This is a genomic window from Agromyces sp. NPDC127015 (assembly GCF_042725165.1).
Classification (GTDB): domain Bacteria; phylum Actinomycetota; class Actinomycetes; order Actinomycetales; family Microbacteriaceae; genus Agromyces; species Agromyces chromiiresistens.
In genome coordinates, this window is sequence record NZ_JBHXDI010000001.1 from 871,229 (window position 1) to 894,539 (window position 23,311).

Here is a 23,311-nt window from a genome sequence, read left to right on the forward strand (position 1 = left end):
TCCGTTTGGCGGGGGTGGGGGCGGGGGCGCGCGCGCCAGCCGGTCCAAGCAGCCCCGAGGGGCGGGGGGCTACGGGTGCCTCGGGGGTCGGGCGCGGGGGGGGCCCCCCCCCCACGACACTGACGGTCCACCCGCGCATCGTCGCCGCACCGTGCCAGCATGGCTGGATGACGACAGTGACGGTGCGTCCGATGACCCGGACCGAGTTCGACGAATGGCAGCTCGCGATCGCGGGGGAGTACGCCGAGGAGCAGGTCGAGGCGGGCCGCTGGCCACGCGAAGGCGCCGTGCAGCGGGCCATCGAGCAGAATGCCCGGCTGCTTCCCGACGGTCTCGAGACCGCGCGCATGCTCATCCTTCGCGGCATCAACGACCATGACGAACCCGTCGGTCGCGCCTGGGTCGGCCTCGACCACCCGCGAGGCGCGCCGGGCGTCGCATTCCTCTACGACATCGAGATCCTGGAAACCCGCCGGGGGACCGGACTCGGGCGAGCCCTCCTCGAAGCCGTCGAACACGCGACGAGAGCCGCCGGCGCGGAGGCCCTGGAGTTGAACGTGTTCGGGCGCAACACGGCGGCGATCTCGCTGTACGCCTCGGCCGGCTACGACGTGGTGACGCAGCAGATGCGCAAGACGTGGTGAGTGGCGGTCGGCCGCCCGTCGTCCCCGTCGGGTGCTAGCTCGACGGGTCGTACTGGAACGCACGCACCTCCTGGGCGCATCGGCATGCCGTCGCGATCTTCGCAGCCCATTCCAGCGCCGACTCGTAGGAGGGGAGCTCGAGCACCGAGTACCCGCCCTCGAGCTGCGTCGTCTGCGGATAGGTGCCCTCGGTCACCGTTCCGTCGGCCGCGACCATCACCGGCGGCAGACTCTCGTCGATGCCGCCCCCGAAGACCCAGACTCCGGCGTCCTTCGCCTCCTGCACGACCGCGTGCGCGGCATCCCCGACGGCTTGCAGCTCGCCCTCCTCGAGCACCATTGCGGCGCTGGGGAATGAGATCAGGTACTTCGTCATCGGTTCGACTCCTCTCATCGCCTGACGGAGCTCGAGACACTCCGGATCGACGAATGCTCTTCGAACGAGGCGGTCTGCAGGCCGCCGAGCAGCCCGAGCGTGGATGCGGTCTCCACCGCCTCAGCCCTGCTCGATGCATCGAGCTTGCGGAAGATCGCGGACACGTGGCTGCTGACGGTGTTCCTCGAGACATAGAGGCGCTTCGCGATCTCCGCCTGGGTGAGGTAGGTCTGGAGATAGGGGAGGACGCGCTGCTCGGCGACCGTGAGTGCGGTCGACGGAGCATGTCGGCCGAGACGCTCCCGCTCGTCGACGGCGCGCGCGGCCGCCGCCACGCGCGCATCCAGGGCCTCGCGGCCATCACGCGGCGGCAAGATCTCATCGATCTCACGCGACAGCATCCGCGCGGCCTCGATGTCGCCCACCTGCAGGTTCGCGTGAATCAGGAAGAGCCTCGTGGGGATGCTGATCAGGGGGACCGCGCCCATGCAACGGCCGCGCTCGGACATCGCCAGCGAGAGGAACTTCTCACCGGCGCTTCGGCGACCAGCGTGCAGTGCGGTGTAGGCCGCAGCGGCATGCGCGTATGCGCACATGATGTACCCGTCGATGTTGCCCGTCTGGATCGCGTCGAGCGCCCGCTGCACGTGCGCGTCGGCCGCCGCCCAGTCGCCGCCGTCGATGGCGAGCTGAGCGAGTTCGACCTCGCACATCACGATCGTCGCGGGGTTGCCATGGGCCTCGGCCGTGTGGATGGCCTCCATCAGCACCTCGCGGGCACGGCCATCGTGCCCGGTGTGGAGCAGGGTGCTCCCCAGGATCTGGAGCGCGGGATCGCGCCACGGGCTCTCGACGGGTTCGGCCCGGACTGCGAACTCCGCGTCCTCGAGGGCCGCGCGCATTCCGTGCTTCATCGTGATGGCCCGGACCATGGCTTTCGCCGACACGAGATCGATGCCATCGACCCGAGGGGCATCGTCGGGCATGCTGCCGAGCAGCGACGCCCACTTCTGGGCGGCGGCGTCGGTGCCCGAGAGCAGCGAGTACCACGTGACGACCACCACGGCGAAGGGGTTCGCGAGGAGGTTGGCATCGCCGATCTGGCTGATCCACCGGCCGAGGGTCGTGGTTTCGCCTGCGGTGTAGGTGTTCAGGGCTGCGAGCGCCACGAGCGAGGACGCCGTCGCGAAGTCGCCTCCCGCGATCGCGTGGTTGATCGCTTCCGGAAGCAGGCCCTGCTCGTGGCACCAGGCAGCCGCCCTCATGTGCAGGCCGCGAACGGTCGGCCCGGCGTCGAGATGGAGTTCAGCCTGCAGGTACTCGGCGAACAGCGGATGCAACCGATAGGAGCGACGCTGGGGATCCGCAGTGATGAACAGCTGACGCGCTTCGAGATCTCGGAGAATGCTCGCGGAGTCGGAGCGTTCGAGCACCGCGTCGCACATCGCGGGAACGAGCGGTCGCAGGATCGAGACGGAGACGAGGAACCGGCGGATGTCGTCGGGCAGTTCCCGCATGCATTCGCGGTAGAGGTAGTCGGCGAGCAGATCCTGGCCGCCGATCGAGTCCAGCGGCCGGCTCCGCGACAGGAGCGCGCACATGTGCAGGCCCGCCGCCCACCCGCCGCTCTGCTCGACCCAGCTCGTGAGCGTCTCGGGGGAGACCTCTGCACCGGCGACCTCGGCGATCCTGGCTGCTCCCGAGAGGTCGATCCGGAGGTCCTCGGCGGTGACGTGAGCCGCGGACGACGCCACACGTCCGCGCGCGAATGCGGCGGGGCGGTGGCGGCTCGCCAGCACGACCTGCGACCCCGCCGGTACGCCCGTCAGCACGACGTTGAGCGCGTCGATCGCGTCGAGGGAGGTGAGTGCGTGGGTGTCGTCGAGGAACAGCACGAACGGCTGATCGCATCGGGAGAGGGCGCGCGCGAGCACCGGTGCGATCCGGCCCAGCACGCCACGATCGGCCGTCGAGACCTGCTCCTCGAGCGATGCCGCGACCGGGGTGAAGGACGAGCAGGCATAGGTCAGGAGCCGGATGAGCGCGGCGGGATCGTCGTCGCCGTCGCTCAACGTGAGCCAACCGGTGGCTCGGTCCTCGAGCTGGAGCCATTCGGCGAGGAACGAGGTCTTCCCGTAGCCTGCGGGCGCCGTGACGGTGACCAGCCTGGCGGGCCCGGAGCGCACGTTGCCGATGAGGTTCTCGCGGCGCACGAAGCTCGGGTCGAAGTCAGGACCAGTGGTCTTGACCTCGAGGATCAGTTCCTTGAGTTCGCGCTCAGCGGCCGCCATCTCTCGTCTCCCCATCGACCAACGTCAGCAGTGAACTCGCGCCCGAGGCGCTGCGTCGGATTCAGATACTACCGATCCACGGGGCGGTGCCGCGCCACGCGTGCGCCACACGGACGGGGTCGTCGTGGGGCATTCGGCTGCCTGCTACAGAGCGGACCCGATGGGCGACCAGTATCGGAGGGAGACGAGCAGGCGTGAATTCGTCCAGTCCGACGCGGGCCCCAATTCGGACGCAACGCACACCGAAAGCAGGTTGAGGGTCGGCGAGAGCGTGCACCGTTCGGACTCGATCCCCATGTCCTCCGCGAGCTGTCGTGCCGACTGGCCCTCGGGTGGATCGATGTTGAGTTCCGTCCAGCACCCACCGGACGCGCAGTTCTTCTCACTGGTGAGAAGCGTCGCGCCCTCTGGGATCGCCGGGCCGAACGATGCGGGTGGCGCACTTCCCTCCGTGAGGAACAGATGGCTCACCGCGACATGCATCAACCAGAACGCGATGAGGACGGCAGCGGCGACGCCGAGCACGACCGAGATGGTGATACGTCGCGCGGTGACCGCCGGTTCCGATGTCTTCATCTGACTCCCAGTGCTCATCGACGGTGTCCAGGGCTCCAAGCGGAGCGGATTCGGCAATCCTGTCATCGAAGCGCCCCAGCATGCTCGAACCCGTCGAGCTATCCGGCAGTGAGCGCGGTGCTGATGATCGCTCGAACCTCGGCGTCGTCCTGCATGCCGTCGGTCGCGTACGGTTCCCACCGGTCCAACTGGGACAGCACCCATTCCCAATGCGCGAGTCGCAGTGTGATGACCAGCAGATGCTCGCGAGGCGGCCATCCGTACGAGTCACGCTGAGCCTCAGAGGCGGCCGACGCGCGCCATCCCGCGTCGCGGATGCAGGAACCAGCGATCACGGTCTCCGTGATCCCGTCGACCGCGTCGACGGCCATCGAGTTGTCGACGCACCCGTCAACGCGTTGCCACAACCGCACCGGAATCTCGATCGTCAGATAGCGCACGCGGTAATCCTCGCAGACGTGCCAATCGCGGCTTCCGGATTGTCGGACACGCCTGGCTGGTGTCGAGCGGATGTCACGGTGACCGCCGGCGGTCGTGTCGGTGCGCTGGTTCAGCGTGATCTCATGCCCACCCTCACGGTCCGCGACTTCGTCACGGTTGACGGACAGTACGACGACGATGAGCACGGGCGCATGAGCGAACTCGACGGGGGAGTCGTGCGCCCGGCAGGCCATGGGGGAGTAGATGGGGAGGACCGACCGCGCGAGGGAAGAAGGCCTCAGCGGATCGCGTTGGATCTCGATGACGTCGCGCGGAACCGATGCTCATGAGAATGCCTCACTCAGCGAGAGGTCCAAAGGCGACAGTTCGCTAGGAACACAAACCACCCAGGTGGGGAAGTGGCGCAGCATCCGAATCGTGCATCTGCTGCACTGGGGCTTCCTCTGATGGTGAAGTCACTCAACCGCTTTCCACAAAGCTCGCACCAGAAGCGTTTGGTGCCCGACATCGCGTCTGTAGCGCGGGCGTGTCAGACGGGAATCGTGATCGCCTGGAACCCTCTGATTTGCGCCGCTCGGCTTGCAGAGTTGGCCCGGACGATAGATTCGCCGAATGATGAAGACCCCGACTGGCCGCGTCGCCCTCACCCCGCTGCTGACCCTTCTCCTGCTCACCGGCTGTACCGCTGTGGACGCCTCGTCGCTGCCCGACACCGACACGACCCCGAACGCAGCCCCAGCAGCGATCGAAGGCGACATGGATGAGGATGGCGAGCTCTCCGAGTTCGAGAAGCAGGTACTCGCGAGGAACGCACCCCGCGACATCACCCTTCACGATGGCAGCGTCATTGTTGTGACACCCGGAGAGCCCCTCCCGCAGCCCGTCATTGACCAGATCGTCGCCGACGCGGCGCCCGGCGCGGCTCAGGCGCAGACCGACGACGAGTTTGCGCCCATGGCGGGCCTGAGAAGCATCCGTGAGGTGGCAACCTCATATGCGAACCAGTTTGATCGCACCGTCGTCATCGTCTATTGGGGCTTCGGTGCCTGGGGCACGGTCTCCTCCGTCGACGAATCCGGCGGGACCGGGCTGGCAGGCAGCAGCGACCTCGACGCGATGGTCGCGGCGGCTACTGACTGGGCGGGATCCCACGACGCCTACGTCGTAGTTGTCGAGTAGCCGTCCGTCTTCATCGACGTCGCCGCGCGATGCTCCTGCCCGCGCAGGAGCAAACCGACCATGAGTTGTCGCGACTGAGCGCACAGGATGCGCCACGGGTAGGTGGTCTGCTTCACCAGAGCTCTCTCTGATGGTGAAGTGACCTAACCAGATTTCCCCTAAGCGTGCGCAGGCTCGACGCCGACCGGTAGCTCCACGCTGTGTCACACATCGGTCGGAGGACATGCGACACACCCCTGCTTGTCACTCTTGCGCCTGAGTCCTGACCCAGGCGTCGAACCGCTCGGCGTTTTCACGCTGTGTCGGCATCACGTTCTCCAGCGCCAGCGTCAAGCAGGAATCGAGGGCGTCGTCAGGCCTGTCGTCCATTCGCAGCAGCGCCTCTGCCCGCGCGAAGTAGACGACCCCTGAGTGTTCCCGCTTCATATCCCCCAGATCGCCATCTCTGATCTGGCTCAGCATCCCTTCGCGCGTTAGGAGGGCGTCAAGGAGCGCCCAGCCCCCATCGTTCAACCGGGCGACCATATCGGTGACCGCATCCCTGGCGGATGTCTCGTCGGTGATTTCCCACCAACCGTCGGTGCCATCAGGCGTACCCGTTGGGTGCAACCGCTGACGATAGATCCCAAATGACTCACTGATCGCCTTCGGAAACTTCTGCCCGAGTTCGTGTCGCTGCCATCGCAACCAGGGCTCGGGGGCGGCCGAAATGTTGACTACGCAGCGGAGACTCGTGGAGTTGCTCCACGAGGACGACTGGACGTTCACAACAACCCAGTCGCCAATCAGGGTCGACTTGCGCCACGTTGGAGCGGACCCCTTGTAGCCATGTTGCCGCGCCTGAGGGCCGAGTACATCACGCAGTGCGGTCTTGAGGGCATCCTGTGCGGTCACGAAGACATGATGCCAGCACTGGGCTCCCATCCCTCTGCGGTAACGCTGGCGATGCGTTTGGATGCGGTGTATCCGCCCATGTAGATGCCTGCGCGTTCGGCGTGCGCGCTGAGGGTCTTCGGGGCGTATCCGAGCGTTTCGGCGAGGGAGCGCACGTCGATCTGTCCGGTGAGGCTCTTCAGGGTGGTGTTGCGCGTGCGCTGTGGGTCGAGGCCGAGGACGTTGAAGCGTTGTTGGAGGGTTGGTACGGAGAGGTGTTGGCCTGCACGGTAGCCGGGGAAGAGCCAGTCCGTGCCGACGTTCGTGGTCTGCTGGTTCGTGCGGTCCTCGAGATGTTGCCAGAACAGCGGGGCGAGAAACTCCGGGATCGCACTCGGCGTGGGTCCGAGCGCGATATGCATTCCGTCTGGTCGTAGATCGATGCAGTCCATCTTGAGCTGGGCCAATCTCGTCAATGGTGTCGCCCACAGCAGGTGGATCAGTGCTGCGACTCGTGTTCCGAGTGCAACCTGGTCGAATTCGATCGCGTTCCGGATTACCTGCAGCCGGTGCTGTTGTGTCAGAGCGGGAAGCGGAAGTACCGCTTTGCGCTTCGGGACGTAGAGCTGACGTTGCCCGCTTCGGCCTCGTGAGAGCCAGGAGATGAAGTTCTTGATCTCGTATCGGGTGCTTACGGCGTCGGTCAGGTATTCGTCGATGTGCAGTTGCGAGAAGGTTTCAACGGTGAGGTGCGCGTGATCTTCGACCCAGATCAGGAACTTGCCGGCTTCGGTGATCTGCTGTCGTGCATCTCGTGCCGCGATGTCCGTGTTGGTGATTCCGACTCGTTTCCGCAGCCTGCTGAGGTGGTGCCAGGTGGCGTACTGCTCGATGATCGATGCGATCTGAGGTCGATCGTGGAGTTCATCGAGGCGCTTGGCCAGCCAGCGTTCGAAGATCGCGAGGTATCGGTCAGCCGGTGCGGTGATCATGCGGTGGTGGATGAGGATGGCGCGGAGATGTTCGACCGCGGGGGAGCTGGGGAGTTGGTCGAGTCAGTCGTGGGTGAGTTCAATCTCGCGTTCACCGATCGCGGTCAGGAGTTCTCGGGCTCGTTTTCCTCGCATCCAGGTGTAGATGCTTTCCGGTCGTTCAGCGCTTGCGAGTGCCTGAACGAGCCGCACGAGGCGAAGGTCCGGGGGAGTGGTCGGCTTGAGAAGGGATTCGAGGTCTTCGGTGACGACGCAGCGGGCGCATGCGCCGCCGCGGAAGCGTTCTGCCTCGGTTTCGCAGCGGACGCACTGCATTTCTGGGCGGGTGATGCCGGCGCAGTTCCTGCAGATCGCGGTGCCGTCGGGGCGGCGGCCGGGGAGGAGTCGTTCGTCGCCGCAGACTGGGCAGCGCCCGTGTGTGCGGAGCGCCTCGGTGAAGCAGATCCCGCATATGGCGCCGTCCGGGCATCGCACGCGGATCTTCGCGACCAACCGGTGGCAACGGTCGCAGGTCTTGGTGCCCGTGGTTCTCGGTCGTCCTCGAGGCTGGGGAGGTTCGAGTGACGTGATGGTGGCGGCCCGTGTTTTGCCGTACGTGCGTGGCCTAGCCATCATCTTCGTCGATCACTCGGGCTCGCACTGGCCTGTAGTTACGGAGGTCTGGGATGTCCGGACTGCCGTTTGCTGCGGTCTTGCGGCGTATGGTACGGGTTTCAGTTGCGGTGAAGGTGACGAGGTCGTTGACCTCGCAGTGGAGGATGTCGCACAGGGCGACGAGGACCTTGAATGCGATGCGTTCGGGGTCTTGCGCGACGAGGCGGTAGATCTGGGATGGCGACAGCGTGATTCCGCGTTCGCGGAGCGGCTCGACGAGATCGGCGCTGCTCTTGATGTGTTGGCGAGCCATGAGTTCGCGCACGCGCCATTGGTACTCGATTTCGCGTTTCATGATTGACCTCGGTTCGGTTGGCGGCTTCGACGAGCTGCGGGGAGGGGAGGGAGCTTGAGTCGGCGATTCAGGCGGACCTGTGATGCTCCACTCTGTTCGAGCGTTGCCGCGTGGACGCGGGCGAGTTCTCTGACCTGAAAGTCAGCCGCAGGCAGGGTGTAGATGGATGTGGTCGCGGCATGTTCGTGTCCGAGTTGGTATTGCACGAACCTGAGATCGAATCCATATACCGTGGCAAGGTTGGTCGCGTACGCGCGCCGGAGCGAGTGAAAGTCGAGCCCGGGCGGGAAGCCGAGCTCGTCGACGAACTCGCTGAGGCGTAGCCAGAGTTTGTTGCTCGTGACGATGGTGCCGCTGCTGGTGGGGAACAGGTCGGTGAGGGGTTCGCCGTATCTGGGCAATCCGAGGTGTATCCAGTCGTGGACGACCTCGGCCGACCAGCCGAAGACCGTCAACACGTTCCGTGGCTTGTAGGCGCGGCCGGCCTTGGATTTCCCGTACCGCACGTGCAGATTGCCGTAGTCGCCGAAGTACGGGGCTCGAGCGTTGGGGGAGAAGTCCACGACCTGGAGGTGGCGTACCTCGTTGACACGAAGCCCCCACGCATACGCGATCTTCAATGCCGCCGAGTCGCGCAGCGAGCTGACCGCACCTTTGCGACCGGACTCGAGCACTCGTTCGAACTCCAGATCGGCCAGGTCGAAGAGTTGCTGTAGCTCGCGCAGCGTGAAGGGTCGCTTCGCGGGTTTCGCTTCGTTGGCCTGGGAATGCTTGACCCGGTTGAACTCGGTGATCACCTGAGCGAAGACCCGACCGAACAGTCGGGCGGACTGTTCGCTCCAGTCGTACGCAGGACTGGTCGCGTACTCGCAAACGCCCTCGATCGCTCCTTGGTATCGACGGGTGGTCGAGTGCGCGAGTCCTCGAACTCCGCGAAGGTGAGCTAGCCACTCATCGACATCGCCAGGGGACCATTCCCACGGGTGCTTTCCCGAGGAGTCGCAGAGCTGCAGCACGACCGCGCGGCTCGTTCTGATGTAGTCACGCCCGAGTCCTCGGGCCGTCATCGCGGAGCCCCACCCGTCAAGTACCAGGGCGAGGAAGGCGTCCGGATCCGGAACGCCCTCTGGGACTGGCAGGTACGAAATCGTCCCGCCCGAACGTGACATCGTCAGCACCTCCTGCGTCTGCAATTTTTGCAGGATTCCTGCATATTCTGCAAGATTCGACGCGGAACTTCCTGATCAGCGGCAAATCGGGTTGGAGTGCGTCCCGCGAATCTGACGGCGACCGCTGAGGGCAATTGGCTAGCGCCAATGCGGCAATGACCCGGATCAGAGGGGATTTCCGGACAAGGTAGCGGACGTTAGCCATTCTTCTCCTATCTGCATTTTCTGCAGATAGGGGATAAATATTCCGACATAATGTGCATTATCGGCGCAATACGGAGCGGCGTGGCCGTCGGGCTTCAGTCCCGCGGCGCCAGGCCGGTCAGCATGCGTGACAGCACCGACCTCAGCGATTCGAGCTCGGCCGTATCGACGGCCGTGAACAGCTCCCCGGCCACGGTGCTCGTCTGTTGCTGCACGGCCTTCAGGGCTCGATCGCCGTCGTCCGTCAGGTTGAGAATCGTCACGCGCCGATCTGTCGACGACGGCACCCTGGTGACATAGCCGAGCCGCTCGAGGTCGTCGACGGTTCGCACCATGCCCGTCTTGTCGGTGCTGAGCCGCGCCACGAGGTCGCGCTGCGTCTTCACGCCGTCTCGGATCATGAACATGACCGACGCGTGCCGCGTCGTGAGATCCAGCGGTTGCAGGGCGGAGTTCAGGCGTTGCGTCGCGGCCGTGTACACCTGGTGGAACAGCAGTCCGACCTCGATGGCGGCGCGCGCCCCCGCTTCGCTCATGGTTCGAGTCTCCCCCAAAGAAGATCCAAATGCAATAGATCCAAATGGATCCAGTTGATAGGCTGCGGAGCATGTCCCGACTCGATGACGGCTCCGGCCACGACCGTCTGTGGCCCCTGACGCTGCTCCGCTTCTCGCTCGCCCTCACCTCGGTCTTGCTGTTCGGGCAGGCCGTGTCGGCGGGCCTATGCGGCCTCCGACGAAGCGGCGCGCCGCAGCATCGGCGAAGCACTCGGCTGCTCCGAGACCGCGGCCGACGCCGTGCTCGCGATGCAGCTGCGACGGTTCCGCCGCGGCAGCGCGGAATCGATCGCCCGCGAACTCGACGAGCTCGAGCAGCACATCGAGGGTCTCGGCGTCTGAGCCGGGGCTCGCAGCCGGAACCGGAGTGGCTGAGTGTCGCCCGCTCCCCCGCGTGCCGATCCGTCAGTCGTCCACTCGGATGCCCAGGTGTCGTGCCAGGTGGGGCGCGAGCAGGGCCGCCTGCATCGAGTCGATCGTCGCACCGCTGAGGCCGCCGATGCCGTCGATCACGGCGAGCTCGAGGCCGCGCAGGTCGACATCGCGCAGCCTCGCCCCGGTGACGTCGAGCGAGCGCAGGTCGCAGCCCTCGAAGGCCACCCGCTCGGCCTGCGCGTTGACGAGGTCGAGCTCATCGATCGTGCAATCGGTGAACTGGACATCACGGATCTCGGCACCGCGAAGGTTCACGTAGCCGAGCTTGCAGCCCACGAACCGCACCGCCCGCCATCGGTCGTCGTGGAACTCGACCGATCCGAGTCGCGATGACATGAACGAGACGTCGCGCAATTCGGCCAGCGGGGCCCTGAGCACCGGTGCCTCGAGCCGCTCGATCACGACCTCCGAGAAGGCGGCCGCGCGAAGGCGCGTCTCATGGGCGGCGACGCCGGTCAGCTCGCACTCGGTCAGACGCAGGCCGCCGAGATCCCGTTCGGCGAGGTCGAGCCCGCTGAACCGTCGCGCCTCGACAACCGCGCCGGCGACCAGCTCGCTCTCGTGACCGTCGTCGAGCTCACCGAGCAGGACCGGGTCGACGCGCGGCGCGACGGGATGCCTGGCCTTCGACGCCACGGCCGCTCCTCTCCGAACGAAGACGAATCAGGATGCCTCGGCGCCGACGTAGTCCGCGAGGTGTTCGCCGGTCAGGGTCGAACGGGCGGCGACGAGATCGGCGGGAACGCCCTCGAACACGATCCGCCCGCCGTCGTGACCGGCGCCGGGACCGAGATCGATGATCCAGTCGGCGTGCGCCATCACGGCCTGGTGGTGCTCGATCACGATCACCGACTTGCCCGAGTCGACCAGGCGGTCGAGGAGGCCCAGCAAGTTCTCGACGTCGGCGAGGTGGAGACCGGTGGTCGGTTCGTCGAGCACGTAGACGTCGCCCTCCTCCCCCATCGCGATCGCGAGCTTGACCCGCTGGCGCTCGCCGCCCGAGAGCGTGGAGAGCGGTTGGCCGAGCGTGAGGTAGCCGAGGCCCACGTCCTCGAGGCGACCGAGGATCTTCGCCGCCGCCGGGATCTTCGCCTCGCCGTCGGAGAAGAACTCCCGTGCCTGCGCCACCGGCAGGTCGAGCACCTCGGTGATGTCGAGCCCTCCGAGCTTGTACTCGAGCACCCCGGCCTGGAACCGCTTGCCGCCGCAGTCCTCGCAGGGCGTCTCGATCGTGTCCATGAAGCCGAGCTCGGTGACGATGACGCCCGATCCCTTGCAGCTCGGACACGCGCCCTCGGAGTTCGCGCTGAAGAGCGCGGGCTTCACGCCGTTCGCCTTCGCGAAGGCCTTGCGGATGGGCTCGAGCAGACCCGTGTACGTCGCCGGGTTGCTTCGTCGTGAGCCCTTGATCGCGCCCTGGTCGATCGACACGACGCCGTCGCGTCGCGACACCGAGCCGTGGATGAGCGAGCTCTTGCCCGAGCCGGCCACGCCGGTGACGACGGTCAGCACGCCGAGCGGGATGTCGACGTCGACATCGTCGAGGTTGTTCGCGTCGGCGCCGCGCACCTCGATCGCGCCGCGCGCCGAGCGAACCTCCGCCTTGAGCGACGCGCGGTCGTCGAGATGCCGGCCGGTGAGGGTGCCGCTCGCCTTGAGCCCTTCGACCGATCCCTCGAAGCAGATCTCTCCCCCGCCGCTGCCCGCGCCGGGGCCGAGGTCGACGACGTGATCGCCGATGGCGATCGTCTCGGGCTTGTGCTCGACGACGAGCACGGTGTTGCCCTTGTCACGCAGCCGCAGCAGCAGCGTGTTCATGCGCTGGATGTCGTGCGGGTGCAGCCCGATCGTGGGTTCGTCGAACACGTAGGTGACGTCGGTGAGCGACGACCCGAGGTGACGCAGCATCTTGATGCGCTGCGCCTCGCCGCCCGACAGCGTGCCCGACGGGCGCTCGAGGCTGAGGTAGCCGAGCCCGAGGGTCACGAACGCGTCGAGGTTCGCGCTCAGCGCCTCGAGCAGCGGGCCCGCGCCCGGCTTGTCGAGGCCGCGCACCCACTCGGCGAGGTCGGTCACCTGCATACGGCACGCGTCGGCGATGCTGACGCCGTCGATCTTCGACGAGCGCGCGCCCTCGGTGAGCCGGGTGCCGTCGCACTCCGGGCACCTCGCGAACGTCGCCACCCGCTCGACGAAGGCGCGGATGTGCGGCTGCAGGGCGTCGAGGTCCTTCGACAGCATCGACTTGGTGATCTTCGGGATGAGGCCTTCGTAGGTCATGTTGATGCCGCTGATCTTGACCTTGGTGACCTCGCCGTAGAGGAAGAGGTGCCGCTGCTTCTCGGTGAACTGCGCGATCGGCTTGTCGGCCGGGTAGAAGCCGGACTGCGAGAAACCCTTCACCATCCAGCCGTCGGCGGTGTAGCCGGGCACCATGATCGCGCCCTCGTCGAGCGACTTCGACTCGTCGACGATCTGCGCGAGGTCGAGATCCGACACGGCGCCCCGGCCCTCGCATCGCGGGCACATGCCGCCGAGGTAGATCACGTCCTTGACGATCTTCTTCTCGCCGTGCGGGCCGGTCATCACCCCGCTCGCCTTCTGCGTGGGGATGTTGAACGAGAACGCCGTCGGCCCGCCGATGTACGGTTCGCCCAGCTTGGAGAAGAGGATCCGCAGCATGGCGTTCGCATCCGTCACCGTGCCGACGGTCGAACGGGGGTTGGCGCCGAGCCGCTCCTGGTCGACGAGGATCGCCGTCGTCAGACCCTCGAGCACGTCGACGTCGGGTCGCGGAACCGACGGCATGAAGCCCTGCACGAAGGCGCTGTAGGTCTCGTCGATCAGTCGTCGGGACTCCGCGGCGATGGTGTCGAAGACGAGCGAGCTCTTGCCCGACCCCGACACGCCCGTGAAGACCGTCAGCCGTCGTTTCGGCAGGTCGATGTCGACGTTCTTGAGGTTGTTCTCCCGGGCGCCGCGCACGCTGATGAGCTCATGGCGGTCGGCGGGATTCGGAACGGTCGTCTCGGTGGCCATGTGGTCTAGATTCTCACGGGCGCGAACGATGAGGCACATACCGGTCACGCTAGCTGCGGCATCCACCCCGGTGCTTCTCGATTCCTGACCGGTGCGCCTACGACACGGTCGTAGTTCGTCGCATCGCGACGCGCGCGTTCACATCCGATACTCAGGCGGGGTTCGGCAATAGCCTTGGCGGGCACGGTTCACCCTCAGAAAGGACATGCCATGTCTTCCACACAGCCGACCGGCTTCTTCGCCACGTTCTCGCTCGATGCCGCCGAGCTGTCGAAGTCGGCCATCAACACCGTCCGCACGACGCTCGGCATCAGCGGCGCCGTCGCGCTCATCGTCGGGCTCATGATCACGTTCTGGCCGAAGGACTCGGCCGTGGTGCTCACCATCATCCTCGGCATCTACCTGCTCATCGCGGGCATCGCCTACCTCGGGCTCGGCATCTTCTCGAAGGGCATCTCGGGTGGTGCGAGGGCGCTCGACATCATCCTCGGCATCCTGTTCATCATCGGCGGCATCTTCGCCGTGGCGAACCCCACCGAGAGCGCGGTCGTGCTCGGCATCTTCCTCGGCATCCTGATCGGTGTCCTCTGGATCGTCGAGGGCATCGTCGCGCTCGCGCAGCTCGGAGACGCGCCGTCGAAGGGCTGGGCGATCTTCTTCGGCATCCTGAGCATCCTCGCGGGCATCGTGCTGCTGTTCTCGCCGCTCTACGTCGTCGTGCTGTGGTGGATCATCGGCATCAGCCTCATCGTGCTCGGCATCATCCAGATCGTGCGCGCGTTCACCTTCGGGCGCGGCGTCACGGCCGCCTGAACCGAACGCGGCTCCGCCGCGCAGAAGGCCGGCCCCGGGATGACTCGGGGCCGGCCTTCTTCGTCTCCGCCGTGGCGGTCGAGCTGGGCTCAGGCCTCTTTGGCGAAGCCCGAGATGTCGCCGACGTAGCGCGTGTTCTCGGCGGGGACGGGCTCGACGACGGCCGACGCGACCTCTGCGGCGAACTCGGCGACGTTGTAGAGACGGCCGGCGTCCTGCTTGCGGGCGTCGATCGCGCCGGGGTTCGCGCGCTCGAGGAGCGTCGCCGTGATGGTTCCCTCGATCATGTCGCCCGACACGACGACGAACTCGACGCCCGCCGCCTCGAACTCGGGCAGCTTGGCGCGGAGCGCGTCTTCGCCGGCGCGCTTCGAGAGGGCGACGGGCTCGTACTCGGGCATCGTCGGCGTCGTGCGGATGAAGTGCGCCTGGTGGCTCGTGACGAAGACGATGCGGGCCCCGTCGGCCAGGTGCGGCAGCGCGCCCTCCACGACGTTGACCTGCGCGTCGCGATTGAGGCGCATCGCATAGTCCTCGCCGAGGCCGGTCTCCATGCCGCCCGACGCGTTGAGCACGAGCACGTCGATCGGCCCGAGCTCTGCGACGGTGCGCTCGAACATTGCCGCGACCGACTCGGGGTCGGTCAGATCGGCGCCGATCGCGATCGCGGTGCCGCCGCCTGCCACGATCTCGGCGACCACCTTCTCGGCGCGAGGCGCCTTGCTGCGGTAGTTGACGACGACCGATGCGCCGGCCGCTGCGAGGTAGCGGGCGGTGTCGGCGCCGATGCCGCGCGACGAGCCCGTCACGAGGGCGACGCGGCCGGCCAGCGAGCCGGGGACGAGTGGATTGGTCACGGGGAGGCTCCTCGAGGTCTTGGCACCGCGAAGACGACGCGGCGCGGCCGAACCGAGACTATCAACTCCCCCATGCCGAGCCCGGCACTGCTAGTTTCGGAATGAGCCGACCGCGTGCGAAGGAGACCCGATTTGGATGTGCTGACCCAGTACGCGTGGATCGTCTGGCTGGTGCTGATCCTGGCATTCGCCACGATCGAGGTGTTCACCCTCGAGATGACTTTCCTGATGCTGGCCCTCGGCAGCGTCGCGGGCCTGCTGTCGGGTCTGTTCGGCATTCCGTGGTGGGCGCAGTTCATCATCGCCGCGGTGGTGGCGGTGGCGCTCATGCTCGTGCTGCGCCCGCCGCTGCTGCGGGCGCTCCGACGTGGCGGCGACCCGGCACGCAGCAACGTCGACGCCCTCATCGGGGCCGAAGGGACCGTGGTGCAGACCGTCGGCGACGCGGGCGGTCAGGTTCGGCTGCAGAACGGCGAGACCTGGACGGCGCGGCTCTCGCCCGCGACCGAGCAGGTCGACGTGCCGGTGGGCGGGCGGGTGCTCGTGACCGGCATCGATGGCGCGACGGCGGTCGTCGTGCCGGTTGAGAGGAGCACCCCCGAGTGATCGACCTGCCCACGATCATCGTGACGATCGTCGTCATCGCGATCGTCATCTTCGTCATCGTCGTCATCGCGCGATCGATCAGGATCATCCCCCAGGCCTACGCGGGCATCGTCGAGCGCCTCGGGCGCTATCACAAGACGCTCACGCCCGGCCTGAACCTGCTCGTGCCGTTCATCGACCGGCTGCGGCCGCTCGTCGACATGCGCGAGACGGTCGTGTCGTTCCCACCGCAGCCGGTCATCACCGAAGACAACCTCGTCGTCTCGATCGACACGGTCGTGTACTTCCAGGTGACCGACGCCCGTGCCGCGACGTACGAGATCGCCAACTACCTGGGTGCGGTCGAGCAGCTCACGACGACGACGCTGCGCAACGTCGTCGGCGGCCTCAACCTCGAAGAGGCGCTCACCTCGCGCGACAACATCAACGGCCAGCTGCGCGTCGTGCTCGACGAAGCCACCGGCAAGTGGGGCATCCGCGTCTCGCGGGTCGAGCTCAAGGCGATCGACCCGCCCGTCTCCATCCAGGACTCGATGGAGAAGCAGATGCGCGCGGAGCGCGACCGCCGTGCGCTCATCCTCACCGCGGAGGGCACGAAGCAGTCTGCGATCCTCACCGCCGAAGGCGCGCGGCAGGCTGCGATCCTCGAGGCCGAGGGCGATGCCAAGGCCGCCGTCCTGCGCGCGCAGGGCGAGGCGGAGGCGATCCTCACGGTCTTCGATGCGATCCACAAGGGCGACCCCGACCCGAAGCTGCTCGGCTACCAGTACCTGCAGATGCTGCCGCAGCTCGCACAGGGCGACGCAAACAAGCTGTGGGTCATTCCGAGCGAGCTCACCGAGGCGCTGAAGGGCATCGGCCGCGCCTTCACTCCCCCGGCCGCCGGCGCCCAGCAGGTGCCCGGTGCGGCTCAGCAACCGCCTGCCGCCCCGTCGACCGGCGAGCCCCGCCCGCCGTCGGGATCGTTCCCGCAGGCGTGAGGCCGGGCGTGGCCTCCGACTACTTCGACGGGGCCGTGCCCCGCGTGCTCGCGCACCGCGGACTGGCGCTGGATGCACCCGAGAACACCCTCCTCGCGTTCGCCGCGGCGATCTCCGCCGGCGCGGGGCACCTCGAGACCGATGTCCGGGCGACGCACGACGGTGCGGCGGTCATCGCCCACGACGCGTCCCTCTCGCGTGTCGCGGGTCGCGACGTGGCGGTGGGGCAGCTCACGATGGCCGAGTTGCGACGGATCGACCTCGGCCACGGGCAGGGTTTCCCTTCGCTGGAGGACGCGCTCGATGCGTTTCCCGACGGTCGCTTCAACATCGACGTGAAGGACGAGCGCTCCGTCGACGGCACCGTCTCGGCCATCGCCCGCACGGGCGCGGCGTCGCGCGTGCTCGTGACGAGCTTCTCCGAGCGTCGACGCCGCAGGCTCGCCCGGCTCGTTCCCGGCGCCGTCACCTCCGTCGGCGCCGCGGGCGTCCTCGCATTCCGCGCTGCGGCGTCGCTGCGCTCCTCCTCCCTCGCCGCGCGGGCGCTCCACGGCGCACGGGCGCTGCAGATCCCCGAACGCACCGGACCGATCCGCCTCGTCACCCGGCGGCTCGTCGATGCCGCGCACGCGCTCGGCGCCGAGGTCCACGTGTGGACGGTGAACGAGGCCGACGACATGGTGCGCCTCCTCGACCTCGGCGTCGACGGCATCGTGACCGACCGCGCAGACATCGCACTCCGCGTCATCGCCGGCCGAAGCTGAGAATTCCCCGCGAAACCTCAGGCTTCGGAAAGGGAACGCCCAGCTTGATCGTTGAGACTGTCAGACGATCGAGAGGAGAACGCCATGGCGGATCGGAGCCTTCGGGGCATGCGAATCGGTGCGCAGAGCCTGCAGAGCGAAGACGGCGTGGTGTTCGCCGACCGCGCCGAGTACACCTACCAGTGCGAGACCTGCGGCCGTGACACGACGATGGTCTTCTCGACCGAGGCCGAGATCCCCGAGACGTGGGAGTGCCGCCACTGCGGTGCCTCGGCCGTGCTGCTCGTCGACTCGAAGCCGGTCGAGATCGACCGATCGGGTGAGAAGATCGCCCGCACGCATTGGGACATGCTGCTCGAGCGTCGCACCATCCCCGAACTCGAAGAGCTGCTCGAGGAGCGCCTCCAGTACCTGCGCGCGCGTCGCGGCGGCCAGAAGGTCGGCGCCTAGTCCTGCTCGACGGGTTCGGGTCGCGCGGTGCGCTGTCGCGCCATGACACCGGCTGCGATGAGCCCGATGATCGCCCCGGCGACGATCACGATCGCCACCCATGAGCCGAGCACGACCGACGGCGTCAAGCCGCGACGCAGTTCGACGTCGGTGACCATCGCCCCGGCCTCGTAGGCCGGGAGTGCGTCGATCGTGCGCCCCGACGGATCGATCACCTGGCTGGTGCCGACCGTCGAGATGTTCACGACGGACCGACCCGTCTCGATCGCACGGAGTCGCGCGATCGCGAGCTGCTGCTGATTCTCGTCGGTTCCCCTGAAGTCGGCATTGTTCGTCTGGAACATGTAGAGCTCGGCGCCGTCACGGGCTCCCTGCCAGATCACCTCGTCGTAGATCACGTCGAAGCAGATCGCGAGACCCGCGACGGCGTCGCCGAGGTCGAAGACGGGGGCGTTCACGCCGGGCGAGTATCCCCGCTGCACGAGCCCCGTGAGGTCGGGCACGATCGCGTCGTAGAACCAGCGATCGGGGATGTACTCGCCGAAGGGCACGGGGTGGCGCTTGTCGTAGCTGTCGACCGCGCCTTCGCCGCTGCGCCAGAGGATCGACGTGTTGAAGAACTCGTCGCCCCGCGTCGTCACCGTGTTCAACACGATCGGCGCGTCGAGGCGACGCCCGAGCGTGTCGAAGATCCCCGCGGTCGCCGGGCTCCGCGTGGGGTCGAGGTCGGACCCGCCCTCCGGCCAGAGCAGGACATCGATGCCCTCCTCGTCGAGGATCGGCTCCGTCGCCTCGAGCTGTGCGGCGAGCACGTCGCCGGGCTGACGTTCGTCGAAGTACCCGGACGGTCCGTTGCCCTGCACGCTCGCGACCCGGAGCTCTCCCGAGGCGGTCGTCGGAAAGGCGGGAGCCATCACCGCGACGATCAGCAGCGCGACGACGGGGATGGCCGTACGCAGGTCGCGCCAGCCCCGCAGGCGCACCCACTCGATGACACCGGCCACCAGCGCGACCATCACGAATCCGAGTCCGGTCGAGCCGATCCAGGCGACGACCTCGGCGAACGGACTCTGCGACTGGCTCAGCGCGGCGCGACCCCAGGGGAAGCCGCCGTACGGCATCGTGCCCGCGGCGGTCTCGCGCACGATCCAGAGCCCCGACACGAGCAGCGGCAGCCAGACGAGCCTCGTCCATCGCGAGTCGCTCGCCCGCGGCACCCAGCGGTACGCGAGCGCGATGAGCACGGCGCCGCCGGCCATGAAGAACGATTCGAAGATCGAGAGCGCGAGCCACGGGATCGGCCCGAGGTAGAGCGAGGTCCACGAGACGTGCGGCAGGTAGAAGGCGAGTCCGAAGACGAAGCCGACGAGCGCGGCGCTCCACGCGCTTCGGCCGATGAGCGGCAGGAGGGCGAGCGCGATGCCCGCGAACGCGAGGGGCCAGGCCGACACGTCGGGGAACCCGAGGTCGTAGACGAATCCGCCGACCGCGGCGACGATGACGGCTGCCCACAGCGGCAGCGGAAGCAGGCGTCGTGCAGGGGTGGATGGCACCAGATCAGCCTAGGCGACTCGGATCAGGCGACCGTGCCGTAGGCGACGACACCGCGTCGTACCGCATCGATGGCGGAGCGTGCCGTGGCGGCGAGCTCGGCGTCGGCGACGATCGAGATCTGGTCGAGCAGGTCGATCACCTGCTTCGTGAGCCGCACGAAGTCGCCGGCCGCGAGCTCGGTGTCTTCGAGCACGCCCGCGAGCGCACCGCCCCGGGCCCAGCCGTGCATCGCCGAGGCGAGCGCGGGTGACGGCTGCTCGCTCGACGGCAGGCGATGATCGCGTTCGAGGTCGTCGAGCGCGCTCCACACGTCGAGCGTCTTGTCGAACGCCTCGCGGAAGCCGCGTCGCGGCAGCCGGTACTCGACCCCGCGGTCGTCTCGTCGGGGCTCGTAGACGAGGGAGGCGGCCATCGCGGCGATGCCCGCGACGTCGAGGCCGTCCCAGAGCCCGAGGCGCAGGCACTCGGCGACGAGCAGGTCGCGTTCGCCGTAGATCCGCTTGAGGACGCGTCCGGCCGACGTCGAGACGAGGCGGCCGTCGCCGTCGACCTCGAGATAGCCGAGCGCGGTCAGCACCTCGGACACCCGATCGAACCGCTTGGCGACCTGCCCCGTCCGGCTGCGGATCTGCCGGGAGAGATCGTCGTGCTCCTGCTTGAGGCGCCACCACCGCTCCGCCCAGCGCGCGTGCGACTCGCGCTCGGCGCAGCCGTGACAGGGGTGGGCGCGCAGGCGCTTGCGCGCGTCGGCGAGCTCTCGCTGCAACCGCTCGCGCTCGGCGTGCGTCGGGTTGCCCTTCGAGGACTGGCGCTCGAGCCGGCCGATCTCACGGCGGATGCCCGCGTACTCGGCGAAGTCGCCGAGATGGCAGCGCATCGCCTCGTCGTAGCCCGACATCGACTCCTCCTGCTTCCGCAGGGTCCGGGCGAGGTCGACGACCGCGCGGTCGGCCTGGAACTGCGCGAACGAGAGCTCGAGGATCTGCCGGGTGCGCTCACGACCGAACTGGTCGATCAGGTTCACCGCCATGTTGTACGTCGGACGGAAGCTCGAGTTGAGCGGATAGCTGCGTCGGGAGGCGAGCGCCGCGACCGACTCGGGGTCGAGGCCGTCGACCCACTGGATGACGGAGTGGCCTTCGATGTCGATACCGCGCCGGCCGGCACGGCCCGTGAGCTGGGTGTACTCCCCCGGAGTGATCGGTACTCGGGCCTCGCCGTTGAACTTGTCGAGCTTCTCGAGCACCACCGAACGAGCCGGCATGTTGACGCCGAGAGCGAGCGTCTCGGTCGCGAACACGACCTTCAGCAGCTTCTTCTGGAAGAGCTCCTCGACGATCTCCTTGAACGCCGGCAGCATGCCCGCGTGGTGCGCGGCGACGCCGCGCTCGAGCCCTTCGAGCCAGTCCCAGTACCCCAGCACCGCGAGGTCCTCGTCGCGAAGCATCCTCGCCCGTTCTTCGACGATGGCGCGGATCTCGGCGCGCTCGTGTCCCGCGGTGAGCCGGATGCCGGAGCGGAGCACCTGGCGTACTGCCTGATCGCAGCCCGCACGGGAGAAGATGAACACGATCGCGGGGAGCAGGTTCTTGCCCTGCAGCAACGCGACGACCTCGGGCCGATCGAGCCGACCGCCCTGCTGGGCCTGGTGGAACCGGCCGCGATCGCCGCCCCGGCGCCCGCGGGCCGAACGCTGCCCGAGCGACCGGCCGCCGGCCCGCGCCAGTTGCTTCAGTTCGGGATTCACCCGGTGGGTGGCGGCCTGGCCCGACGAATCGAACAGCTCGACGAGCTTCGAACGCACGAGCACGTGCTGTTCGAGCGGCACCGGGCGGTCTTCGGAGACGATCACCTCGGTGTCGCCGCGCACCGCCTGGAGCCAGTCGCCGAACTCCTCCGCGTTCGACACGGTCGCGCTCAGCGAGACGAGGCGCACCTCCTCGGGGAGGTGGATGATGACCTCCTCCCAGACGGCGCCGCGGAACCGGTCGGCGAGGTAGTGCACCTCGTCCATCACGACGTACGCGAGGCGGTCGAGCAGCGGCGAGTCGGCGTAGAGCATGTTGCGCAGCACCTCGGTCGTCATGACGACGATGCGCGCGCCCGAGTTCACGTTGGTGTCGCCCGTCAGGAGCCCGACCTGGTCGGCCCCCCAGGTGTCGCAGAACTCCTGGTACTTCTGGTTCGAGAGCGCCTTGATCGGGGTCGTGTAGAAGACCTTCTCGCCGCGCTCCTGCATGGCGAGGTGCACGGCGAACTCGGCGACCACGGTCTTGCCCGCACCCGTCGGAGCGGCCACGAGCACGCTGCGCCCCTCGTCGAGCGCCGCGCAGGCCGCCGCCTGGAACGGGTCGAGGTCGAATCGCATCGAAGCGGCGAAGTCGGCGAGCCGCGGCTGCCGTCGTTGTTGGCGCGACCGCGCGTAGCGCTCGGCCGGCGAGAGGCTCATCACCCCTCCAGCCTAGACAGCGACGAACCTCAGACCGCTTCGCCGAACTCGGCGATGTTGCGACGTGCGACGCGCTTGTCGTGCAGGTTCGCGATGAACCAGGCGGCGAAGTACAGCACGATCATCGGGATGGCGAGCATGAACATCGAGACCACGTCGGCCGACGGCGTCGCGATGGCGGTGAACAGCACGATCACGAGGATTGCGACGCGCCACGACTTGATGATCGCCGCCGCGCTGATGACGCCGGCGAAGTTCAGCAGCACGATGAAGACCGGTACCACGAAGGCGACGCCGATCGCGATCACGAGCTTCAGGACGAAGTCGATGTACTCCTTCGCCGTCAGCAGCGACATCGCCCCTTCTGGCACGAAGCTCGTCATGAGCTTGACGATGTTCGGCAGCACGAACCAGCCGGCCGCGCAGCCCGCGAAGAAGAGCGGGATCGCCGTCGCGAAGAACGCGAGCGTGAAGCGGCGCTCCTTCTGATTGAGCCCCGGTACGAGGAAGGCGAAGATCTGATACAGCCACACCGGGCTCGAGATCACGAGGCCGAGGGTGAACGCGATCTGCAGGCGCAGGTCGAACGCGCTCGAGATCGTCGGGAAGACGATCGCGGTCTCTGCGCTGTGCCCCTGCGCCTCTGCGACGCGCACGACCGGCTGCTGGATCGCGTCCCAGACGTAGAGATCGGTCAGCACCCATCCGGCGACCATGCCGACGACGATCGCGATCGCCGAGATGAAGAGGCGCTTGCGCAACTCGACGAGGTGCGCGGCCAGAGACATCCGCTTCTCGCGGTTCTTCTCCCCGCGATCTTTCACCGCGGTCATCTGTGTCAGGCGCTCTTGCCGGAATCCGACTCCTCGGACTTCGGCGTGTCGTCACCGGCGGCGGCAGCGTCGCCGTCGCCCTTGTCGGAGCGCACCTCGGTCTTGAGAATCTTCATCGACTGCCCGAGGCTGCGGGCGAGCGCCGGAAGCTTGGGGGCGCCGAACAGCAGCAGGATGACCACGAGGATGATCAGCGCGTGCCAACCGGTGAAGCCTTGCCACATAGGTTTTCGTCCGTTTCTCGGGGGATGTTGGCGACAGTCTACCTGCCGGAGGTTTC

At 67.4% G+C, this 23,311-nt stretch carries 24 protein-coding genes; 7 read left to right on the top strand and 17 right to left on the bottom strand.

The genetic code is table 11. From position 1 onward, the window contains the following. Positions 1-167 precede the first annotated feature (167 nt). Entirely contained in the window at positions 168-644 is a 477-nt protein-coding gene (locus ACFWGP_RS04060; RefSeq protein WP_376930171.1) for a GNAT family N-acetyltransferase, read from the top strand. A 34-nt stretch (positions 645-678) separates the two neighbouring features. On the opposite strand, the gene ACFWGP_RS04065 is transcribed toward ACFWGP_RS04060, so the two are convergent. The 4 genes from ACFWGP_RS04065 to ACFWGP_RS04080 all read right to left on the bottom strand — a co-directional run bounded on the left by ACFWGP_RS04065 (position 679) and on the right by ACFWGP_RS04080 (position 4,513). Next, a complete protein-coding gene (locus ACFWGP_RS04065; protein ID WP_231431052.1) occupies positions 679-1,020 on the bottom strand; it encodes a YciI family protein in 342 nt (113 codons plus the stop codon). Positions 1,021-1,034: 14 nt separating this feature from the next. After that, positions 1,035-3,311, bottom strand: a complete 2,277-nt coding sequence (locus ACFWGP_RS04070) for a LuxR C-terminal-related transcriptional regulator (RefSeq protein WP_376930172.1) — start codon at positions 3,309-3,311, stop codon at positions 1,035-1,037. A 144-nt stretch (positions 3,312-3,455) separates the two neighbouring features. Then, on the bottom strand, positions 3,456-3,887 hold the full coding sequence (locus ACFWGP_RS04075; protein ID WP_376930173.1) for a hypothetical protein: 432 nt from the start codon (positions 3,885-3,887) through the stop codon (positions 3,456-3,458). Positions 3,888-3,985: 98 nt separating this feature from the next. Next, on the bottom strand, positions 3,986-4,513 hold the full coding sequence (locus ACFWGP_RS04080) for a hypothetical protein (protein WP_231431049.1): 528 nt from the start codon (positions 4,511-4,513) through the stop codon (positions 3,986-3,988). 427 nt (positions 4,514-4,940) lie between these two features. Here ACFWGP_RS04080 and ACFWGP_RS04085 point away from each other — a divergent pair, with 427 nt between their 5' ends. Next, entirely contained in the window at positions 4,941-5,507 is a 567-nt protein-coding gene (locus ACFWGP_RS04085; RefSeq protein ID WP_376930174.1) for a hypothetical protein, read from the top strand. A 243-nt stretch (positions 5,508-5,750) separates the two neighbouring features. Here the strand turns inward: ACFWGP_RS04085 and ACFWGP_RS04090 are convergent, their stop codons facing one another. From ACFWGP_RS04090 to ACFWGP_RS04125, 8 genes are all read right to left on the bottom strand, one after another. After that, positions 5,751-6,401: a DUF4304 domain-containing protein gene (locus tag ACFWGP_RS04090; RefSeq protein ID WP_376930175.1), complete on the bottom strand. Its 651-nt coding sequence runs from the start codon at positions 6,399-6,401 to the stop codon at positions 5,751-5,753. Then, positions 6,398-7,372 carry a hypothetical protein gene (locus ACFWGP_RS04095; RefSeq protein WP_376930176.1) on the bottom strand — a complete coding sequence of 325 codons (975 nt, stop codon included), beginning with the start codon at positions 7,370-7,372 and terminating at the stop codon, positions 6,398-6,400. Before ACFWGP_RS04095 ends, ACFWGP_RS04090 begins: the two co-directional genes overlap by 4 nt. A gap of 63 nt (positions 7,373-7,435) precedes the next feature. Then, positions 7,436-7,864 carry a hypothetical protein gene (locus tag ACFWGP_RS04100; protein ID WP_376930177.1) on the bottom strand — a complete coding sequence of 143 codons (429 nt, stop codon included), beginning with the start codon at positions 7,862-7,864 and terminating at the stop codon, positions 7,436-7,438. A 112-nt stretch (positions 7,865-7,976) separates the two neighbouring features. Beyond that, positions 7,977-8,321 carry a helix-turn-helix domain-containing protein gene (locus ACFWGP_RS04105; RefSeq protein WP_376930178.1) on the bottom strand — a complete coding sequence of 115 codons (345 nt, stop codon included), beginning with the start codon at positions 8,319-8,321 and terminating at the stop codon, positions 7,977-7,979. Further along, positions 8,318-9,514 (bottom strand): tyrosine-type recombinase/integrase, encoded by a 1,197-nt coding sequence (locus ACFWGP_RS04110; protein ID WP_376930179.1) that lies wholly within the window; start codon positions 9,512-9,514, stop codon positions 8,318-8,320. Before ACFWGP_RS04110 ends, ACFWGP_RS04105 begins: the two co-directional genes overlap by 4 nt. A gap of 275 nt (positions 9,515-9,789) precedes the next feature. Beyond that, positions 9,790-10,230, bottom strand: a complete 441-nt coding sequence (locus ACFWGP_RS04115; RefSeq protein WP_376930180.1) for a MarR family winged helix-turn-helix transcriptional regulator — start codon at positions 10,228-10,230, stop codon at positions 9,790-9,792. Positions 10,231-10,656: 426 nt separating this feature from the next. Further along, positions 10,657-11,322, bottom strand: coding sequence for a pentapeptide repeat-containing protein (locus ACFWGP_RS04120; RefSeq protein WP_376930181.1), 666 nt, complete (start codon positions 11,320-11,322; stop codon positions 10,657-10,659). A gap of 27 nt (positions 11,323-11,349) precedes the next feature. Beyond that, the gene (locus tag ACFWGP_RS04125; protein ID WP_376930182.1) at positions 11,350-13,725 is read right to left on the bottom strand and encodes an ATP-binding cassette domain-containing protein; all 2,376 of its coding nucleotides are present in this window, start codon (positions 13,723-13,725) and stop codon (positions 11,350-11,352) included. Positions 13,726-13,935: 210 nt separating this feature from the next. On the opposite strand from ACFWGP_RS04125, the gene ACFWGP_RS04130 reads away from it, so the two are divergent. Continuing rightward, positions 13,936-14,538, top strand: coding sequence for an HdeD family acid-resistance protein (locus tag ACFWGP_RS04130; protein WP_231431042.1), 603 nt, complete (start codon positions 13,936-13,938; stop codon positions 14,536-14,538). Between the two features lie 89 nt (positions 14,539-14,627). On the opposite strand, the gene ACFWGP_RS04135 is transcribed toward ACFWGP_RS04130, so the two are convergent. Continuing rightward, the gene (locus ACFWGP_RS04135) at positions 14,628-15,395 is read right to left on the bottom strand and encodes an SDR family oxidoreductase (RefSeq protein ID WP_376930183.1); all 768 of its coding nucleotides are present in this window, start codon (positions 15,393-15,395) and stop codon (positions 14,628-14,630) included. 138 nt (positions 15,396-15,533) lie between these two features. Here ACFWGP_RS04135 and ACFWGP_RS04140 point away from each other — a divergent pair, with 138 nt between their 5' ends. The 4 genes from ACFWGP_RS04140 (at position 15,534) to ACFWGP_RS04155 (ending at position 18,195) form a co-directional block, all read left to right on the top strand. Continuing rightward, complete coding sequence (locus ACFWGP_RS04140) at positions 15,534-16,001, top strand: NfeD family protein (RefSeq protein WP_308191675.1); 468 nt, start codon at positions 15,534-15,536, stop codon at positions 15,999-16,001. After that, a complete protein-coding gene (locus ACFWGP_RS04145; protein ID WP_231431039.1) occupies positions 15,998-16,981 on the top strand; it encodes an SPFH domain-containing protein in 984 nt (327 codons plus the stop codon). Before ACFWGP_RS04140 ends, ACFWGP_RS04145 begins: the two co-directional genes overlap by 4 nt. A gap of 8 nt (positions 16,982-16,989) precedes the next feature. Then, a complete protein-coding gene (locus ACFWGP_RS04150; RefSeq protein ID WP_231431038.1) occupies positions 16,990-17,745 on the top strand; it encodes a glycerophosphodiester phosphodiesterase family protein in 756 nt (251 codons plus the stop codon). Positions 17,746-17,829: 84 nt separating this feature from the next. Then, the gene (locus ACFWGP_RS04155) at positions 17,830-18,195 is read left to right on the top strand and encodes an RNA polymerase-binding protein RbpA (RefSeq protein ID WP_231431037.1); all 366 of its coding nucleotides are present in this window, start codon (positions 17,830-17,832) and stop codon (positions 18,193-18,195) included. On the opposite strand, the gene lnt is transcribed toward ACFWGP_RS04155, so the two are convergent. The 4 genes from lnt to tatA are packed head-to-tail and all read right to left on the bottom strand — an operon-like array spanning position 18,192 to position 23,255. Beyond that, a complete protein-coding gene (gene lnt, locus ACFWGP_RS04160) occupies positions 18,192-19,748 on the bottom strand; it encodes an apolipoprotein N-acyltransferase (RefSeq protein ID WP_231431036.1) in 1,557 nt (518 codons plus the stop codon). The two genes, ACFWGP_RS04155 and lnt, sit on opposite strands and share 4 nt — an antisense overlap. A 23-nt stretch (positions 19,749-19,771) precedes the next feature. After that, on the bottom strand, positions 19,772-22,198 hold the full coding sequence (locus ACFWGP_RS04165) for an RNA helicase (protein WP_231431035.1): 2,427 nt from the start codon (positions 22,196-22,198) through the stop codon (positions 19,772-19,774). A gap of 29 nt (positions 22,199-22,227) precedes the next feature. After that, positions 22,228-22,986 (bottom strand): twin-arginine translocase subunit TatC, encoded by a 759-nt coding sequence (gene tatC / locus ACFWGP_RS04170; RefSeq protein ID WP_231432333.1) that lies wholly within the window; start codon positions 22,984-22,986, stop codon positions 22,228-22,230. A 50-nt stretch (positions 22,987-23,036) separates the two neighbouring features. Continuing rightward, positions 23,037-23,255, bottom strand: coding sequence for a twin-arginine translocase TatA/TatE family subunit (gene tatA, locus ACFWGP_RS04175; protein WP_231431034.1), 219 nt, complete (start codon positions 23,253-23,255; stop codon positions 23,037-23,039). Positions 23,256-23,311: the final 56 nt, after the last annotated feature.

Excerpts from the sequence above, each read along its gene's own strand:
- ACFWGP_RS04060 (WP_376930171.1), top strand. The coding sequence starts at position 168 with ATGACGACAGTGACGGTGCGTCCGATGACCCGGACCGAGTTCGACGAA.
- ACFWGP_RS04065 (WP_231431052.1), bottom strand. The coding sequence starts at position 1,020 with ATGACGAAGTACCTGATCTCATTCCCCAGCGCCGCAATGGTGCTCGAG.
- ACFWGP_RS04070 (WP_376930172.1), bottom strand. The coding sequence starts at position 3,311 with ATGGCGGCCGCTGAGCGCGAACTCAAGGAACTGATCCTCGAGGTCAAG.
- ACFWGP_RS04075 (WP_376930173.1), bottom strand. The coding sequence starts at position 3,887 with ATGAAGACATCGGAACCGGCGGTCACCGCGCGACGTATCACCATCTCG.
- ACFWGP_RS04085 (WP_376930174.1), top strand. The coding sequence starts at position 4,941 with ATGATGAAGACCCCGACTGGCCGCGTCGCCCTCACCCCGCTGCTGACC.
- ACFWGP_RS04095 (WP_376930176.1), bottom strand. The coding sequence starts at position 7,372 with ATGATCACCGCACCGGCTGACCGATACCTCGCGATCTTCGAACGCTGG.
- ACFWGP_RS04105 (WP_376930178.1), bottom strand. The coding sequence starts at position 8,321 with ATGAAACGCGAAATCGAGTACCAATGGCGCGTGCGCGAACTCATGGCT.
- ACFWGP_RS04115 (WP_376930180.1), bottom strand. The coding sequence starts at position 10,230 with ATGAGCGAAGCGGGGGCGCGCGCCGCCATCGAGGTCGGACTGCTGTTC.
- ACFWGP_RS04125 (WP_376930182.1), bottom strand. The coding sequence starts at position 13,725 with ATGGCCACCGAGACGACCGTTCCGAATCCCGCCGACCGCCATGAGCTC.
- ACFWGP_RS04130 (WP_231431042.1), top strand. The coding sequence starts at position 13,936 with ATGTCTTCCACACAGCCGACCGGCTTCTTCGCCACGTTCTCGCTCGAT.
- ACFWGP_RS04155 (WP_231431037.1), top strand. The coding sequence starts at position 17,830 with ATGGCGGATCGGAGCCTTCGGGGCATGCGAATCGGTGCGCAGAGCCTG.
- ACFWGP_RS04165 (WP_231431035.1), bottom strand. The coding sequence starts at position 22,198 with ATGAGCCTCTCGCCGGCCGAGCGCTACGCGCGGTCGCGCCAACAACGA.
- tatC (WP_231432333.1), bottom strand. The coding sequence starts at position 22,986 with ATGTCTCTGGCCGCGCACCTCGTCGAGTTGCGCAAGCGCCTCTTCATC.
- tatA (WP_231431034.1), bottom strand. The coding sequence starts at position 23,255 with ATGTGGCAAGGCTTCACCGGTTGGCACGCGCTGATCATCCTCGTGGTC.